The sequence below is a fragment of the Limosilactobacillus frumenti DSM 13145 genome (assembly GCF_001436045.1).
Classification (GTDB): Bacteria; Bacillota; Bacilli; order Lactobacillales; family Lactobacillaceae; genus Limosilactobacillus; species Limosilactobacillus frumenti.
Window position 1 is genome coordinate 464074 of record NZ_AZER01000016.1, and the last position, 16668, is coordinate 480741.

Genomic DNA, 16668 nt, shown 5'->3' on the forward strand with positions numbered 1-16668 from the left:
CGACAACCTCCTTCAGTAAAACTATTAATACTTTATTTTACCATATTTTACTGTTCTTTTAAGCGTTTAAGGACGGCTTCTACCTGTTGACGAAGTTTCTGCAAGTTTCCATTATTATCGATTACAATATCAGCATGGCGCTTTTTCTCTTCTAATGACATTTGGGACACTATCCGGGCCTCAGCCTGGTCAACTGTCAAGTGGTTGCGGTCCATAAGGCGCTGACGTTGAATTGCACGATCAACTGCAACAACGATGACTAAGTCGCAATCGCGATCATAATGTTCCTCAATTAATAGTGGAACGTCTAATACCACCCACGGTATTCCTTGTTTACGAAATTGATCAACCTCTTGCCAAATTTCATTCCAGACCATTGGCTGCATAATTCTATTTAACTTATTTCGCTGTTGGTCATCGTTAAAAACTAGTTGACCAAGTGCAGACCGATCAAGTTCACCAGTCGCCGTGATAATATTACGCCCAAATGCTTGTTCTAGGGCCTGTAGTCCCTGGGAGCTCGGCTGTTGTAATGTCCGGACTACCTGATCAGCATCAACGATTGGCAGCCCGGCAGTCGCCAGCATGCGGGAAACGGTGGATTTACCACTGGCAATTCCACCCGTTAAACCAATTACCCTTGTCATTAGTCATTCTCCAATGGCTGACAGTGAGGGCAGAAAGTTGTCCCCCGTTGTGCAACCTTGATCTTAACCATTTTAGTACCACAGCGTGGACACGGATCACCAGCATGGCCATAGGCGTTTAACTGGTTTTGGAAGGCCCCTGCATCACCAAAAGCATTGGTGAAACTATGAACCGTCGTTCCCTTATATTCAATGGCCCGAGCCAGCTCTTTGATAATGTTATCGTGTAGGTCCCTAATCTGCTGGTCAGTTAAACTATTGGCAGGTTGCTCAGGGTTAACCTTGCTCATCCATAAGACTTCATCCGCGTAAATATTGCCTAACCCGGCAACATGCCGTTGGTTAAGAAGGAATGGCTTTATCTTGCCCCGACTCTTTGCCAAAATTGCTTTGAAGTACGGCAAGGTAAAGTCATTAGCTGTTGGTTCGGGGCCAATGGTTTTCAAGCCCCCCACTGTCATCTCCTCGCCGGTTTTAACGAGGGTCATCCGACCAAACTTACGAGTGTCGTGATAACAGAGTTCACTACCGTCAGTAAACTCAAAAACAACATGCGTATGTTTATCAATTGGCCCGCCGATTGGCTGGTTAAAGTATTTTCCCTCCATTCGCAGGTGCGAGACCATTGTCAAATCATTAGTAAAGCGAAAAAGGAGATACTTACCACGCCGATCAACGGTGACAATCGTTTGACCGATCAGGGCCTGGCGAAATTTTTCAACATCATTAGTAATCGTCTTGCCATAATAAACATCGATCCCACTGATTTTACGGCCAGCAGCAATCTTTAATAAACCACGGCGCACTGTTTCCACTTCGGGTAATTCAGGCATATTTATTTCCTCCCTCGTTTACTTCTTGAGGTCATACCAAGTGTCACCAAACTTGCTTTCCACCTTCAGTGGCACGTCCAACTTAACTGCGGAATCCATTACTGACGGCACGAGCTTCTGGAGCACTGGGATTTCTTCAGCAGGAGCCTCGAACACTAATTCATCATGAATCTGCAGTAACATCTTGGCTTGAAGATGATGCTTTTGCAATTCATCCTGCATCCGAATCATGGCAATCTTAATAATATCAGCCGCACTCCCTTGGATTGGCGTATTCATTGCAGTTCGTTCTGCAAATGAACGACGGCTGAAGTTCTTGGCATTAATGTCAGGTAGGTAACGACGACGGTGAGTGATTGTTTCAACATAACCGTGTTCGCGGGCAAAATCAACCGTGTCATGAATATACTTCTTAACGTTTGGAAATTCTTTGAAGTAGTTTTGAATGAACTCATGGGCATCCTTACGACTGACGTGAATCCGTTGTGCTAACCCATAGTCACTAATTCCATAAACAATTCCAAAGTTAACGGCCTTGGCACGCCGCCGCATGTTCGGATCGATTTTCTGATCTGGCTGCAGGTGGAAAATCCGCCGTGCAGTTGCGGCATGAATATCTTCACCGTTCTTGAAGTCGGTTTGGAGATTCTTATCACCAGTGATATGGGCTAACACACGTAGTTCCACTTGGGAATAATCGGAAGAAAAGATCTGCCAGCCCTCATGACTTGGTACAAAGGCACGCCGAATTTGCCGACCTTCTGGCAGACGAACCGGAATGTTCTGGAGGTTCGGATCAACTGACGATAACCGACCAGTCTGGGTCAAGGTCTGTAAGTACCGTGTATGAATCTTCTGGTCACTGGAATGGATCACCTTGAGCAAGCCAGTAATATACGTTGATTGGAGCTTTGAGATCTGCCGATATTGAAGAATTTGTTCGACAATCTCCGCCTGGGGAGCCAATTTCTCTAAAACATCAACGGCCGTTGAATAGCCCGTCTTAGTTTTCTTGATAACTGGTAACTTCAGTTTTTCAAACAGAATATGGCCTAATTGTTTGGTGGAATTAATATTAAACTTCTCACCTGCTTCTTCGTATATTTGGGCCTCAATTTCGGCCATCCGTTCCTTCAGTTTGCTACCCATGTTCTTGAGTGTTTGGGCATCAACATGAACCCCGGTCATTTCCATCTCTGCCAAAACACGGGTCAATGGCAATTCAATATCAGTGTAGAGGGGCCGCTGTTCGTTTTCATCTAACTGCTTAAACAGACTTACTCGCAGGTGATCGATAGCGTGGGCCTTATGAACTAAGTGGTCGAAGAAGACCTGGTCATCATCAGGAATTGTGCGTTTAGCACCCTTTCCGTACACTGCTTCATCAGTTTGGACGTCATTGAAGCCGTGTTCCCGAGCAACGTTACCCAAGTCATTGCTATTGTCATTGGTATTTAACAAATATGATGCCAGCAACAAGTCAAAGTCAACATTGCGGAAATCAACACCGAGACGATGTAAGCCCACAATCTGAGCCTTCGCATTAAAGACATTCTTTTTAATCTCCGTACTTTCCAAAATGTGCTTAAGAGGTTGCTGATTCAGTAATTCAGTTTCCCGGCTAACAAACCAATGCTGACCGTCACCAATAACAAAACCGGCAAATGGTGAAAGGTGGTAATTAGCTTCCGGCATTTCAAGGTAGAAGCTCACTTCCCCCGTCAGCTGTTTCAACTGATCAAGGTTATCCTTACTTAGTTGCACATACTTAATAGTGCTCAGGTGTTCTTCATCATCATCGGGATTAATATTCATCTTTTTCAAGAAAGATTTGAAGTCCATTTCCCGGTAAAATTCGATCAATTCCTCGGTCTGTGGGCCCTGATATGATAAGTCTTGCAAGCCAATTTTGACTGGGGCATCGCGCAAAATCGTCGCAAGGGTCTTGCATTGACGGGCAATATCTTCTTCATCTACCAAGTGTTCCTTCATCTTGCTCTTCTTTAACTCGTTGATATGGTCATACAAACCTTCGACGGAGCCAAATTGCTTAACAAGTTTAATGGCCGTCTTCTCACCGACTTTAGTGACTCCCGGATAGTTATCAGAACTATCACCCATAAGCGCCTTCATATCAATAATCTGTGTGGGGGTTATACCTAGTTTTTCCTCAACGTGGGCAGGAGTATAGTGTTCAGTTTCAGTGACTCCCTTATGAGTAACCGCCACTGTTGTATGATCACTTGCGAGCTGAGTTAAGTCACGGTCACCAGTAACAATTAAGGTTTCATAGCCAGCATCATCGGCTTGCTTGGCCAACGTCCCAATAATGTCATCGGCCTCATAATTAGGAAGCTCATAACTATGTAAACCGCTCTTTTGTACTAGTTCCCGGACATATGGCAACTGTTCGGTTAATTCCTCAGGAGTTTTATTACGACCACCCTTATAATCACCATACATTTTCGTTCGGAACGTCACTTTACCCGCATCAAACGCCACTAATGCTGCATCTGGATGGAACGAGTCCAGCACATGATCCAGCATCAGCTTAAAGCCATAAATTGCTGCAGTGTGCAGACCATCCTGGTTGGTAAATTTATCAATTTGACTATGCATTGCAAAAAATGCTCGAAAAACAATGCTGTTTCCATCAATTAAAAGTAAATGCTTTGCCATACTTAAAAAACCGCCCTTCTATTGCTGCTTAATATTGTACCAAAGATTAGGATGAGAGGTTAATCTACTGTTTGACCATACAAAAAAGCCCCTAGCAAACGCTAGAAGCTTTTTAACAATTAGTTTCGGTCACTCATACCGAAGATTTGTAAAAGTGAAATGAAGAGGTTAACAAAGTCTAGGTAGAGCTGTAGTGCCCCTAAAACTGCCAACCCAGTAACAGAGACTTGATCGCCATATTGAGTGTAAATAGCCTTCATCTTTTGTGCGTCCCAACCAGTTAATACCGTAAAGATAATAACCGCAATAAAGGAAAAGATGTACGCAATGGCCGGGCTTTGCAGGAACATGTTAATCAAGTAGGCGATTATTAGAGCAATCAACGCTGCCATAGCATGTGACCCTGCTCGACTCAGGTCCCGCTTAGTTAACGTTCCATATAGAGCCATCACGATAAAGATGACTGATGAAGAAACAAAGGCGGAAGCAATGCTGGCCTGGGTGTAAACGCCGGCAATCAGCGCAAATTCCACTCCGTAGATAATGGAAATCAGCATCAACATTACAAATGCTCCAACTGGATTCCGGGTTGCACTAAAGCCAACCCCCATCGATAAAGCAATTGGTAACAATAATACTAACCAAACCATTCCCGGGTGAGCACCAAAGTAACCAAATACTTGTGCTCGGAATGTATTCATCGTTAAGTAAGCAGAGAATGCTGAAACTAAAATGGCGAGCGCCATATTACCATACATTCTGGTCAAGAATTGGTTCAGGCCACTTGCATCGGTGACAACCCGACGACCAGGTTCTTGAGAGAAATTATTCATTATGTGGTCTCCCTTTCTATTTGACTAAGTTTGACTAATAAAGAGATAGTAACAGAGCTGTTCTTTAACTGCAAGCAATTAGCCTACTTGTTCATCAATTCTTTATATTTATCCTCGTATTTTTCAATATCACCAGCACCCATGAAGACCAGGACAGCATTATGGTATTGCAATAGCTTATCCATTGAGTCCATATCAATTCCTTCACTATTAGGAATCTTGGCTTCCAGATCTTCACTAGAAACGTGACCGGCATTTTCACGAATGGAACCAAAAATTGGCGTGACGTAAACCTTATCTGCCCGACTGAGGGACTTGGCAAAACCATCAATATATGCCGCCAACCGTGAATAAGTATGGGGTTGGAAAATGGTAACAATCGGCCGATCAGGGAACTTCTGCCGGGCGGCATCAATGGTAGCCTTGATTTCACTTGGGTGGTGAGCGTAATCATCAATTAAGGTATCGTCAGCAAAGTCAGTTTCACTGAAACGACGCTTAACCCCAGTAAAGTTAGCGAGTTCACGCTTAATATCAGCCATATCAACGTGTTCCATGTATGCGACAGCAATCACCGCTAGGCTGTTCAAAACACTATGTTCACCATACAAATGAATAGTAAAGGTGCCGAGTTTTTGATCCTTAAAGTAAGCATCGTATGTGGAGCCTGCTGGCGTCCGTTGAATATTTTCGGCCCGGAAATCATCGCCTTCACCGGTACCGTAATAATATACGGGCACATCAACATCGAGTTTCCGTAAGTTGGCATCGTCACCCCAGGCAAAGATAGCCTTCTTTACCTGCTTACCATAGGTTTCAAAAGAATCCCGAACATCATTAATATCTTTAAAGTAGTCTGGGTGATCAAAATCGATGTTTGTCATGATGGCATAGTCAGGATGGTAAGCCAAAAAGTGGTCACGGTATTCATCTGCTTCAAAAACAAAGAAGCGGTCCTTGACATTGCCCTTACCAACACCGTCACCAATTAAGTAAGAAGTTGGTTCAACCCCATCTAAAACATGGGCCAGAAGGGCGGTTGTACTCGTCTTACCATGAGCCCCAGCGATCCCAATACTTGTGTGGGACTGGACGATTTGTTCCACTGCTTCAGGGTACGAAAGAATTTGTAATCCGAGCTCATGGGCCTTCTTAACTTCTGGATGGTCATCACCAAAGGCATTTCCTTGAATCACAATCATCCCGGACTTCAGGTTATCCGGATTAAAAGGCAAAATCCGAATGCCTGCTTTTAGCAATGGGCCCTGAGTAAAGGTTTCCTTTTCAATATCAGAACCAAGAACTTCGTTACCCTGGTCATGCAAAATGCGGGCTAATGAAGCCATCCCAGTTCCCTTAATGCCAATAAAATAATAAGTTTTGCTCATTGATCTGATTCCTTCCTCAATTCATTAATTTTGAGCTGGAAAGTAAGTGTTGGCCTTTGCAAAGTCAACTGCTTCACCAACTTCTTGCCAGTCATCTGGAATAATCCATAATCCCTTCTTATCAGGGGCGTTCTTCAAGTGGAGCTCACGGAATCCGCAAAGCATCCCATCACTGTCAACCCCCATTAACTGGCCAGGCCAAATAATCTTACCGTCGGGCATCATTGCACCAGGACGGGCAACGACAACTTTAATGCCTTCTTTGACATTTGGGGAGCCACAAACAATTTGAACAGTTTGATCATGCCCAATCTTAGTTTGGGTAATTTTCAAATGATCTGACTTAGGGTGGTCAGTCATTTTTTCAACGTAGCCCACAACAAACTTTGGTGATTCATCAGCAGTCAATAGTTGGTCAAAGCCTGCTGCCTTAAGAGCATCATTCAACTTAGCGACTTGGTCAGCAGTTAAAAAGACCTGACCATTTTCCTGCTTCAATTCAGGTAAGATCTTGCTGGCCGCTAAAAAGTTGTAGCCCAAAAGGTGGTGATCATTGCTGGCAGTAATCTGCGCGATGTTATCCTTAACAGTGGTTTCTTGATCGTCAGTATCTGGTGCAGTGATGACTACTAAAGTATCGTCAAGTTCAGCCGGATTATAACTGGAAATTAACATTTAATTATCCCTTTCTACAATTGAAATGAAAGAAGGATGATTGCCTGATGCCCCTCATCCTTCAAATTACCGTCTTATATTTTACTTCAAATCGTTCAAAAAATCTTCCACTTGTTGCTTGGTTTTACGATCTTTATTTACTAATCGGCCAATTTCCTTTCCATCGCAATACACGACGAAGCTCGGAATGCCGAAAATATTCAAATCCGCTGCTAAAGACAAATTATCATCACGATCAACTGCAAGGAACTTAAAATCTGGGAAGTCCCTTTCAATCTCTGGCATAGCTGGTTTAATAAATTGACAATCAGGACACCAGTTGGCTGAGAAAAAGAGGACATACTGTCCTTCACTGATTGTTTGCAATAGTTGTTCTTCATCCATGGTCGCTAACTTTTCCATAAGTAATTGATCCCCCTCTAGTAGTAATTGCATTATAGCATTCTCCATTAATATTCGGGGACTTTTTGCATTCTACGCAATTCATGATAAAATATCATTATTATTCATTGATAAAGCAGTATAATAAACGATATTAACAAATAAAGGAAGCAATTACTTAATGAATGATTCAAACAGCACAATCAATCCCTGGCTTTTGCCAGTTACTCTTGGTGCGTCTGGAATATTAGGCTTTTTAGCCGGTAAATTAGTCGGTCAAAGTCGGCTTTCTGCGGACGATATTCTCAAAATGGTTCATGATGACTTTGCTAAAGAAGGAACCATTACCGGTAGTTGGATTAACCACCACCGCATCCCCTACCAACGGTTTGCAGTGCGGACCGAAGCCTATGAAGGTGGCCTGACTCGTCTGGAAGATGACCAACCTGTTGATTACCAGTTTATCGCTGACGCAAAAACTGGTAGTCTGCTGTCACTCAAACGTGAAGAACGATAATCTAAAAGGGCTCTATTACTCAGTTCAGTACTGAATAATAGAGCCTTTACTTATTTCGTCACTTTTCAGGCATCGTCGCCGTCAACTTATAAATTGGTTGACCCTTAGAAGCAAATTTATGCTCATACTCGGTTTCAACATTATGATCATTCTCATCACTGTGATGAAGGTCCAACCAAACACCATCAAAGTGCATGCCAAAGTTGTTCATGCTCTGAAGGGAGAATTCAAAGAAGCCCATATTGTCAGTCTTTAATTCCACCTTTCCTCCAGGGACTAATATTTGTTGGTATTCTGCCAAGAAGGTATGGTATGTCAACCGTCGCTTGGCATGCCGCTTCTTTGGCCACGGGTCAGAAAAGTTTAAATACAGTTGCTGAACTTCACCAGACGCAAAGTATGTTTCCAACTCTTCTCCCTCCCCACAAATCAATTGGAGGTTGGGAAGTTCTTCCGGCAATGCTTTTTTCAAAGCAATGGCAGCCACCGTCCGCTGAATTTCCAGACCTATAAAATTGATCTCGGGGTGCGCCTTGGCCATCCCAATAATGAACTGCCCTTTGCCCATTCCAACTTCAAGGTGAAGGGGCTGCTTCTTAGGAAAACGGCTCTCCCATTTACCACGGAATTGGGCTGCATCTTCAACTAACATTTCAGGATGAGCAGCCATTAATGGGTCTGCCCATTTTTTGTGTTTAACACGCATTAGAAAACCTCACTTATTCATCTTTTTAATTCTGGTTCCAAAGTAGAAGCGAACTAGCAGGAATACTTCAATTATCCCGACCACCAAGTTTAGTGCACAGTGTGACCAATTAGTCTGGTAACCCAGTGAAGCCAGGACAATTAACAGCATTTCGATTGTCGTTATTTTAGCCAATAATTGACGGAAATCTGTCACCTGGTCTTCAGTAGAAACAGGATACAGGTGGGTAAAAACATTGTCCGCATACTGCTCGTAAAACGGCATTAGTTGAGTGGCAACTAAGTAAATAAACAGGATCACCAAGATAGTATTCAACCAACTCACCTGGACGAAAAATGATACTAACATTCCCACGATTGTTAGCCGAGCAACTAAACCGCTAATTTCGACATTGCGAACAAATCCATGAGCGTACAGGTATGACCATGGATGCCCCGCAATCGTCAACCAGTTCACTAACCAGCTCAACCATTGACGGCGCTTAACATTTCCTTGGACACTTGGGACATCCGTAAACAGGTTGAAGAAGCGGTACACACTGTACATTCGGTCAGTTTCCATTTTAACAGCGGCCCGCCAATCAATCGTTAAATGACGATAAACCAAGCGCATACCAAGTGTTAAGACAATTGCCACGGCCAGACCGGCAAATGGATTTATCAACCAGGTGGCTGCCGCAATAATTAAGGGGTTCACCCAATATTCGAAACGGCTTCGCCAGCGTTGTGCTGACCAGCGTAAACTAATGGATTTTCGGGCAGTAAATAACCAATTCTCCTTAGCGAGCATTGCGGTGATCACAATCATAATTAAGTCCACATTGGTCAATCGCTCGGTGGTCATTGCGAACGGCAGTGCCACAGCTGTACCTGCGATAGTAATCAGCTCTGCTAAAAGAACGCTGTAGCGATAAGCATGGTCAAGATAATTCTCCATCGCCTTAACTTGGGGCAATAGGAAAATTGGATCTGCCCGTTTAAGCAATGTCGCCAGTCGACCAAGTTGAGGCAGGATGGTAAACCAAAGGATCAGTAGCCACCGTGTCCACCACAAATGGGAATTCAATTGTGGCAGCCACTGAGAATAACCATAAGCTAATGCCCCGAACAAAAAGAATAAGGCAATGACAAAGTGATCATTAAAAACGAGTCGCCAATACTTAAGTAGCGTCATAAAATGCTTTTGACGACGTTGACTAAATAAACTACTCATCGTCATCATTCCTTGCTAAACGAAGATAAATATCATCCAGTGATTCATTTGGCTGATCAGCCTCAGCACGTAATTCGTCTAATGTTCCATGAGCACGCACCCGACCGTTAGCAAGTAGGACAAAGCGATCACAATACTTTTGGGCCGTGTCCAGAACGTGGGTTGACATCAGGACTGCCGTTCCCGCTTGTTTTCGTTCTTCAATTAGGTTAAGCAAGTCATGGACAGCGAGCGGATCCAATCCATAGAATGGTTCGTCCACAATTAATAGCTTGGCGTTAGTCATAAAGGCACAGCAGATCATCACCTTCTGCTTCATCCCCTTGGAAAAGTCTGCTGGGAACCAGTCTAACTTATTGTCTAAGCGGAAGGTTTTCAAAAGTTGGTGAGCCCGTGGCCATGTCTGCTCAGGGGCCAATCCATAAGCAGTCATTGTTAATTCCAGATGTTCACGTAACGTTAATTCATTATATAAGACCGGTGCTTCAGGAACATAAGCAATCTGTCGCTTATACTCCGCGGGGTCTTGGTCGATCTTGATCCCATTTAAAGTAATGGACCCAGAAAATGGTCGCAGTAAGCCAATTACATGGTTAATGGTAGTGGATTTACCTGCCCCATTTAGGCCAATTAGCCCCACTAATTCCCCCGGTTTAACGGTGAAGCTGACCTTATGAAGAACCGGTATTTGTGAATAACCGCCGACAATTTGATTTACTTCTAATGCCATGGTAATCTCCTTTGATCGTTCTAGCGTTGATTATATCATAGGGTCCCCTAATCGTGAGAATACGGTTTGATGTCATTTTTTGGTATACTATTGTTAATAATGTAAAAAGGAGCGAGTGAACATGGACGATTGTATTTTCTGTAAAATTATCAAAGGTGAAATTCCTAGTTACACTGTTTATGAAGATGATGTTGTAAAAGCCTTTCTCGATATTTCTCAAGGCACTCCTGGTCACACCCTAGTTGTACCCAAGAAACATGTGAAGGATATTTTTGCATATGATCCTGACCTTGCAGCAGCGGTTTTCTCACGTATTCCAAAGATTGCCCGTGCGATCAAGGCTTCAAATCCAGATATTAAGGGTATGAATATCGTCAATAACAATGGTAAGGTTGCTTACCAATCTGTCTTCCACTCCCACATTCACCTTGTGCCACGCTACTCTGATCACGACGATTTCAAGATGATCTTTAAGGATAATTCAGGCGATTACAATGATGAAAAATATAAAGCAATCCAAGATTCCATCATTAAGCAGTTTAACTAAAACCGTTAAGACGGTAGCAGATGAAGCCGTCAGCGATGTTAAGGATGTTGTCAATGCCAGTCGACGATTAGCCACCAACGTTAAAGGTTTGCAACATGCTAGTCGACAAGCAGCTAGCTGGGAAGACGCTGTTCAGCGTGATGTGCAACGTTGGCAATCGCAGGCTCAACCGACGATTGATAAGCTAAAACATGATATTGAAAAATTAAATAAATAGCTGCAAATAAAAGCGGCCGTTAGCGTTCAATCATTGCGTTGGACGTTAACGGTCGCCTTTTATATTGGTTTACTTGTTGTTTGAGTTGGAACTATTCTGGCCTAGTGAACCACTATTGCTATTAGCAGTAGTAGCGTTGGAATTCAGGTATTCATCAAGAATGTTCTTTAAGTCATTATCCTTGATGGAGACGTTCCCCTTCTTCAGGACATCAGCAACCACCTTGTGTAAGAATGTTGAGTTATTCATCTTTTCTTGCACAATTTGGTTCCGCAAATCATTAATGTGTTGACTCTTCTTACCCTTTGCTGGGTGTTCAATCATGTAAATAACTTGGTAACCATCGTCAGTCTTAACTGGTTCCTTTGTGTATTCACCAGTCTTCAATTGGAAAGCGGCCTTCTTGTATGCTGAATCAACAGCGGTGGAAGTATTGTCAAAGGCTGCCACCTTACCACCAACGTTCTTATTAGAACTGTCAGTAGACTTTGACTTGACTAACTTCTTAAAAGTCTTGTAAGGACTGTCAGAATTATTCATCTGATCAATAATATTTTGGGCATCTTCCTTACTGCCAACCAGGATTTCGGCAGTTTGAACTTTTGGCTGGTACTTAGTCCATTGCTTGTCAATCTGCTTGTTGGTGATGTGGACATGCGCCTTAACAGCAGCTTCCAAGCACAGGTTGGAACGAATTTGTTGCTTCAGGGACTTTTCAGTCAAACCGTTTTGCTGAAGCATGGCTGAAAATTGAGATCCATATTGGTTCTTGTAGGTATTATATTGAGCATTAACTTCCTTGTCAGAAACTTGCTTACCATATTGCTTTTCCAATACCTTATCAAGGATCATCTGTTGAAGAACCTGCTTACCGGAATTGGTTTGCTTCATACTGCTGTAGTATTCACTTTCGGTAATCTTCCCACCACTAGTCGTTGCCACAGCTTTGCTACCACAGGCAGCCAATGGCAGAATCAAAGTCACACTAGCGAGAATTGCTAATAACTTTTTAGATTTCAAAAGAACACATCCTTCTATAATTTTTAATTCGAAAACTTACCAATCTAATATACCACAATCAGAAAGCGGCACGAATTAGAAGTCCAAAATGTTTAAGAGTTTTTCAATATTTATTCACATTTATTTAAATCAATCACTGCCGCAGACCAATTAAGGGCCCGTTCATCAGCGGTAAAGTAAATTACCTGTTGGTTCGCAGCTAACTGATTTAAGATGGCCATCATTTTGTGACGACGAACTTGATCAAAATTAACAAAGCCATCATCAATTAAAATTGGTAATTTTAACTGGTCCGCAATAACCATGATAAATCCTAAACGTAAGGCAATAAATAATTGTTCGGCGGTCCCTAAAGAAAGTTCCTCTACTTGATAAGTCTGTTGATGATCATCAATCACTTGGATTCCTTCATCATTCAGCAGGATTTGCGAGTAATGTTTATTCGTCAATGTAGTAAAGAACTGTTCAGCCTGGTGAACAATCTTTGGAAAGCGGTCCGCCGATGCTAGTTGGAGTGCATGTTGAATCCATTTAATAGCCAACTGGTAAGTCAACCACTGACGGCTCTCTTGCCAGATCACCGTCTCGAGATTGGCTTGTTCTTGCTGCAGTTGACTATAGGTGCCATTCTTGACGAGGTCCTCAATCGTTACCTTTAGATGAGCCAATTTGGTGACAATTTCTTCGCTTTGCTGTTGGTTAGCCGCCAGTTTCTGGTGGGCAGCAGTTAAGTTCTGACTTAAATCTGCTTCATTGTCATATCTAGCCAATTGCTGTTTATCCTGATCACTCAGTTGCTGATCATATGCTGACTGCGTAACTGCCTGTTTTTGAGCCGCAGCACGGGTAGCTAGATAATGACTAAATTCATTAGCGTCATGAACATCCACTTGCTGGTAGTAAGCTGATAATTGCTTTTCCATTGTTGACTGTCGGTTTTGCAAATCAACCACCTGCTTTTGTTCACGACTGAGTTCCCGGCCCAATTGATTAGCTTGTTGCGTTTGATCCTCGATTTGGACAAGCCATTGACGGTAGTTATTAATCAGTGCGTCATCATCACTGCCCTGGACAAACCGGGGCAGTTGCTGACGCAGAGTTTGAAATTGCTTAGTCAAAGAAACCGTTGCCTGATGGCTAACCTGGACCTGACGTTGAAGCTCCTGGTACCGGTGTAAGTCTGCTTGCATAGTAATCCACTGATTGGTTGGAAAAGCCGATAAACCATGTTGCTTACCAAAACGGTGGATGGCTGCTGTTTGACTTTTAGCACTTTGATAATTAGTCCAATAATACCAGACACCGCCAGCAATGGCGATAACTAAGCCCAGTACTGTCAATAGTAACGTATGAACCGCCAAGCCAATAATAAATAGAGTAACTCCCACCAAGCTTAAAGCAAGGACAGGGGCCTTCTGACTACTTGTGGTCGTTTCTAACAACGTATGCAGTTTGAACAAATCGTTTTCCCCTAGTGGCGCTGGCAATGGTTGCCGATGATATCGTTCTTCAATTTGGGATTGTTCTCGTTGCCAATCTGCCAGCTGTTGAGATGATTGATTTTGCATCTTCATTTGCAACGTTAATAACTGATCCTTTAGTTGTTGGTACTTGACCTTATTATTCTGGTAATCTTGTACTTGCTCATTGGCTAGTCCTGCTTGCTGCCCACTCAACCGTGCCACCGTTTCTTGATTTGCCTTTAATTGGCGCTGAACTTCGGCTAAGGATGTTTGCAATCCCTGCACTTTGGCAATGGTCTCATCACTCATCTCGTGCCGAAGCTGGTTTTTCTGCTGACCAGCCTGCCAATTTTGATAAACCGGCCATAACCGCTGAAGGTGCTCAAGCTTGGCAACCTGCTGTTTGCAATCCGGCCGTTGTGTTGCCAGTCGCTGTTGCTGACTAGTTAGTGATTGCACCTGCTGCTGTAATTGTTGGTATTCGGCATATTGGTCACGGGCATCAGCGAGACGTCCACGTAGTTCTTGATATTCCTTCAAATGTTTGACCACTGGCTGCTTCCGTCCCCGGGGTTTGTACAATTCATCAGCCTGTTTAGCTAACTTATTACTTTGCGCAAGCCATTCTTGTGAGCCAACTGCTCCAACCTGTTGGAGTTGCTGCTCAACAGTTGCTTGGTCCAGATCATCCGTAATCAAGTCCTGATTACCGAAGCTATAAATTGCGCGGTATAAGTCACGATCCAAGGGGCCAATTAACTGGTTCAAAAAAGAAACTGGCTTATGGTGACCATTGATATCAGTGATTGTCACCTTGCCCCCATTTTTACCTTTGGTCCGTTTAATTGTATATTCTTGGCCATTTTGATTGATTGTCAGAGAGCCACCATAGGCCGTCCCATCCTTAGGCAGGTACTGTTGGAAGCGGTTTTTACCCCGACCATCAGCAAAACCAAAAAGGATACTCAAGATAAAATTAGCAAGGGTTGTTTTGCCTGCTTCATTGTGACCAAAAACCACCGTTGGATTGTCCTCAAAGTTAAAATCCTGATCATGCCACTTGCCGAAGCCATCAATATGGACACGGTTAATCTTCATCGTCGTCCGCACCTCCTTGCCCTAATAATTGGGTTGCCGACTTTTGCAATTCAGCAACCAGCTGCTGGTCTTCCAAATGATCAGCAATAAACGGGTAGTTAGCCAGCTTGCCAGCTAGAGCCATGACCTGATCACTGGTAAAGACTTGCTGGGCTGACTCTGACCAGTATTTTTCATCTAAGTCGGTAATCTTAGGCAATTGTGTGCTGGCTGATTGCAGGTTGAGCTGATATGGCCACCACCGTAATTGCTGGTCCTCACAAGCATTTTGCAGGCGTTCTAGAATTGATCCGGCTAATACCTGACGTTTAAGGCCTGCACTAAGCTGGTCAGCCGGTAATTTAATTTCGACCATCGCAAAGGCGTCTTCTGTAGCGGGATTATCAATCTGGTGAACCAAGTCGTCAACCAGCTGTTGACTAGTTTCGTCATTGTTAATTGATACTATCTCCTGGTGCCACTCAATTGGGGCAACGGGACGAAATTCTGGAATCAGTCGATCGTCCTGACTTTCTACCAAGTAATAGCCATGCTGACCATCTTCATTCTTGTGACGACCCTGAGGATTACCGCAGTAGACCACCGCTGGCTGTTCATGTAACACCTGGTGTTTGTGAATATGGCCCAGTGCCCAATAATCATAATGAAGCGCTAATAATTCGCTAGTTGTGAAAGGGGCATAGTGATCCTGCTGGTCGTTACCGGTACGAACAGCTCCATGCAACATCCCAATCTGCCAATCGATATCCTTTTTTCGCTGAGGGTACTGTGCTACATAATCCTGATCCAACCATCGCTGATCGTAAGAGAAGCCACTAATGGCAACCCGCTGACCATTTTGCAAAGTCAGGAACTTGGTTTCCACTTGATTATCAAAAACATTGACGTTACTAGGCAGAAGTGAATGGTTCGTTACCGGTTGATAGTCATGGTTACCGTAACTGAGGTACACCGGAATGTGGTGGTCAGCTAAGCGTTGACACTGTTCTGCAAAAAAGTCTTCTGCCGCTGCCGAATGATGATCACGATCATAGATATCGCCGACAATAAGAACAAAATCAACCACCTGTTCAATTGCAGCATCTACAATCCGTTGAAATGCCGCAAAAGTTGATTGGTGCACTTGTTTCCACAATTGATCAGGCATTTCAGTAAGTCCCAAAAAGGGGCTATCCAGGTGGAGGTCACCTGTATGAATAAACTTCATGTTCATTCCTCTTTCATTAATTTCAACATGACAACAATGGGTTCCAACTTTCGGCCACGCCGAACGCTGGAACCCAGTTAGTTAAAGTTATCTTCCAAAGCTTAGTTGTTAGCTTGTGGGCCTTGAGGACCTTGGGGACCCTTTGGCATAACATCTTGGTACAATTCTTGGATTGGACTAGTAATCGTCTTATTTAATTGTTGAAGCATGTTATCAACGGCTCGTTCTTGGTTCATTAAGGTTTGAACAGCAGGCTTAGTGCTAATTTCCTTAGCGATGGTTTGGATAGCGTTGATTTCATCTTGACTAAGCTTTTGACCAGCCATTTGCTTTTGTTGAGCATTAGCTTGCATTTGTTGGAACTTCTTGAAAGTTTCAAAGGTGTCCTTTTCCGCCTTCAAGTCGTCAAAAGCCTTCTTCAGATTTTGGTATTCTTGAGTTTCCTTTAATTGGCGGCTCAAGTCGTTAGCTGTATCGTAAATATTAACCATGATATTCGCTCCTTCTTTTATTCA

Annotated in this window: 17 protein-coding genes; 3 read left to right on the top strand and 14 right to left on the bottom strand. The window is 43.3% G+C overall.

What is annotated here, in order from left to right; genetic code table 11:
* Positions 1–47: 47 nt before the first annotated feature.
* The 7 genes from coaE to FD27_RS06945 all read right to left on the bottom strand — a co-directional run bounded on the left by coaE (position 48) and on the right by FD27_RS06945 (position 7457).
* Positions 48–647, bottom strand: coding sequence for a dephospho-CoA kinase (gene coaE / locus FD27_RS06915; protein WP_057751771.1), 600 nt, complete (start codon positions 645–647; stop codon positions 48–50).
* Complete coding sequence (mutM, locus tag FD27_RS06920) at positions 647–1480, bottom strand: DNA-formamidopyrimidine glycosylase (protein WP_057751774.1); 834 nt, start codon at positions 1478–1480, stop codon at positions 647–649. Before mutM ends, coaE begins: the two co-directional genes overlap by 1 nt.
* Positions 1481–1498: 18 nt before the next feature.
* Positions 1499–4159: a DNA polymerase I gene (gene polA, locus FD27_RS06925; RefSeq protein WP_057751777.1), complete on the bottom strand. Its 2661-nt coding sequence runs from the start codon at positions 4157–4159 to the stop codon at positions 1499–1501.
* Positions 4160–4278: 119 nt separating this feature from the next.
* Positions 4279–4992, bottom strand: a complete 714-nt coding sequence (locus FD27_RS06930) for a Bax inhibitor-1/YccA family protein (RefSeq protein ID WP_057751780.1) — start codon at positions 4990–4992, stop codon at positions 4279–4281.
* Positions 4993–5075: 83 nt separating this feature from the next.
* The gene (gene murC, locus FD27_RS06935; RefSeq protein WP_057751783.1) at positions 5076–6380 is read right to left on the bottom strand and encodes a UDP-N-acetylmuramate--L-alanine ligase; all 1305 of its coding nucleotides are present in this window, start codon (positions 6378–6380) and stop codon (positions 5076–5078) included.
* A gap of 24 nt (positions 6381–6404) precedes the next feature.
* Complete coding sequence (gene ytpR / locus FD27_RS06940) at positions 6405–7055, bottom strand: YtpR family tRNA-binding protein (RefSeq protein WP_057751785.1); 651 nt, start codon at positions 7053–7055, stop codon at positions 6405–6407.
* An 81-nt stretch (positions 7056–7136) separates the two neighbouring features.
* Entirely contained in the window at positions 7137–7457 is a 321-nt protein-coding gene (locus tag FD27_RS06945) for a thioredoxin family protein (protein ID WP_057751788.1), read from the bottom strand.
* Positions 7458–7617: 160 nt separating this feature from the next.
* Between FD27_RS06945 and FD27_RS06950 the strand changes: the two genes are divergently transcribed.
* Positions 7618–7953 (top strand): hypothetical protein, encoded by a 336-nt coding sequence (locus tag FD27_RS06950; RefSeq protein ID WP_057751790.1) that lies wholly within the window; start codon positions 7618–7620, stop codon positions 7951–7953.
* A 58-nt stretch (positions 7954–8011) separates the two neighbouring features.
* On the opposite strand, the gene trmB is transcribed toward FD27_RS06950, so the two are convergent.
* From trmB to FD27_RS06965, 3 genes are read right to left on the bottom strand one after another with little or no spacing between them, the layout of a single operon-like run.
* The gene (gene trmB / locus FD27_RS06955; protein ID WP_057751793.1) at positions 8012–8659 is read right to left on the bottom strand and encodes a tRNA (guanosine(46)-N7)-methyltransferase TrmB; all 648 of its coding nucleotides are present in this window, start codon (positions 8657–8659) and stop codon (positions 8012–8014) included.
* A 9-nt stretch (positions 8660–8668) separates the two neighbouring features.
* Complete coding sequence (locus FD27_RS06960; protein WP_057751795.1) at positions 8669–9871, bottom strand: ABC transporter permease; 1203 nt, start codon at positions 9869–9871, stop codon at positions 8669–8671.
* Positions 9864–10601 carry an ABC transporter ATP-binding protein gene (locus FD27_RS06965; protein ID WP_057751806.1) on the bottom strand — a complete coding sequence of 246 codons (738 nt, stop codon included), beginning with the start codon at positions 10599–10601 and terminating at the stop codon, positions 9864–9866. Before FD27_RS06965 ends, FD27_RS06960 begins: the two co-directional genes overlap by 8 nt.
* 121 nt (positions 10602–10722) lie before the next feature.
* Between FD27_RS06965 and FD27_RS06970 the strand changes: the two genes are divergently transcribed.
* Complete coding sequence (locus FD27_RS06970; protein WP_057751819.1) at positions 10723–11148, top strand: HIT family protein; 426 nt, start codon at positions 10723–10725, stop codon at positions 11146–11148.
* On the top strand, positions 11096–11365 hold the full coding sequence (locus tag FD27_RS06975) for a hypothetical protein (protein ID WP_151495796.1): 270 nt from the start codon (positions 11096–11098) through the stop codon (positions 11363–11365). The genes FD27_RS06970 and FD27_RS06975 overlap by 53 nt, the downstream gene beginning before the upstream one ends.
* 69 nt (positions 11366–11434) lie before the next feature.
* Here the strand turns inward: FD27_RS06975 and FD27_RS06980 are convergent, their stop codons facing one another.
* The 4 genes from FD27_RS06980 to FD27_RS06995 all read right to left on the bottom strand — a co-directional run bounded on the left by FD27_RS06980 (position 11435) and on the right by FD27_RS06995 (position 16647).
* Complete coding sequence (locus tag FD27_RS06980; RefSeq protein WP_057751826.1) at positions 11435–12385, bottom strand: peptidylprolyl isomerase; 951 nt, start codon at positions 12383–12385, stop codon at positions 11435–11437.
* Between the two features lie 110 nt (positions 12386–12495).
* Positions 12496–14946: an ATP-binding protein gene (locus FD27_RS06985; RefSeq protein WP_057751829.1), complete on the bottom strand. Its 2451-nt coding sequence runs from the start codon at positions 14944–14946 to the stop codon at positions 12496–12498.
* On the bottom strand, positions 14936–16153 hold the full coding sequence (locus FD27_RS06990) for a metallophosphoesterase family protein (RefSeq protein WP_057751832.1): 1218 nt from the start codon (positions 16151–16153) through the stop codon (positions 14936–14938). The genes FD27_RS06985 and FD27_RS06990 overlap by 11 nt, the downstream gene beginning before the upstream one ends.
* Before the next feature lie 101 nt (positions 16154–16254).
* Entirely contained in the window at positions 16255–16647 is a 393-nt protein-coding gene (locus FD27_RS06995) for a YlbF family regulator (RefSeq protein ID WP_057751842.1), read from the bottom strand.
* Positions 16648–16668 lie beyond the last annotated feature (21 nt).

Coding starts and splice junctions, on each gene's coding strand:
- FD27_RS06960 (WP_057751795.1), bottom strand. CDS start 9,871: ATGAGTAGTTTATTTAGTCAACGTCGTCAAAAGCATTTTATGACGCTA.
- FD27_RS06970 (WP_057751819.1), top strand. CDS start 10,723: ATGGACGATTGTATTTTCTGTAAAATTATCAAAGGTGAAATTCCTAGT.
- ytpR (WP_057751785.1), bottom strand. CDS start 7,055: ATGTTAATTTCCAGTTATAATCCGGCTGAACTTGACGATACTTTAGTA.
- FD27_RS06965 (WP_057751806.1), bottom strand. CDS start 10,601: ATGGCATTAGAAGTAAATCAAATTGTCGGCGGTTATTCACAAATACCG.
- FD27_RS06985 (WP_057751829.1), bottom strand. CDS start 14,946: ATGAAGATTAACCGTGTCCATATTGATGGCTTCGGCAAGTGGCATGAT.
- FD27_RS06990 (WP_057751832.1), bottom strand. CDS start 16,153: ATGAAGTTTATTCATACAGGTGACCTCCACCTGGATAGCCCCTTTTTG.
- murC (WP_057751783.1), bottom strand. CDS start 6,380: ATGAGCAAAACTTATTATTTTATTGGCATTAAGGGAACTGGGATGGCT.
- FD27_RS06945 (WP_057751788.1), bottom strand. CDS start 7,457: ATGGAAAAGTTAGCGACCATGGATGAAGAACAACTATTGCAAACAATC.
- FD27_RS06950 (WP_057751790.1), top strand. CDS start 7,618: ATGAATGATTCAAACAGCACAATCAATCCCTGGCTTTTGCCAGTTACT.
- FD27_RS06975 (WP_151495796.1), top strand. CDS start 11,096: ATGATGAAAAATATAAAGCAATCCAAGATTCCATCATTAAGCAGTTTA.
- mutM (WP_057751774.1), bottom strand. CDS start 1,480: ATGCCTGAATTACCCGAAGTGGAAACAGTGCGCCGTGGTTTATTAAAG.
- trmB (WP_057751793.1), bottom strand. CDS start 8,659: ATGCGTGTTAAACACAAAAAATGGGCAGACCCATTAATGGCTGCTCAT.
- coaE (WP_057751771.1), bottom strand. CDS start 647: ATGACAAGGGTAATTGGTTTAACGGGTGGAATTGCCAGTGGTAAATCC.
- FD27_RS06930 (WP_057751780.1), bottom strand. CDS start 4,992: ATGAATAATTTCTCTCAAGAACCTGGTCGTCGGGTTGTCACCGATGCA.
- polA (WP_057751777.1), bottom strand. CDS start 4,159: ATGGCAAAGCATTTACTTTTAATTGATGGAAACAGCATTGTTTTTCGA.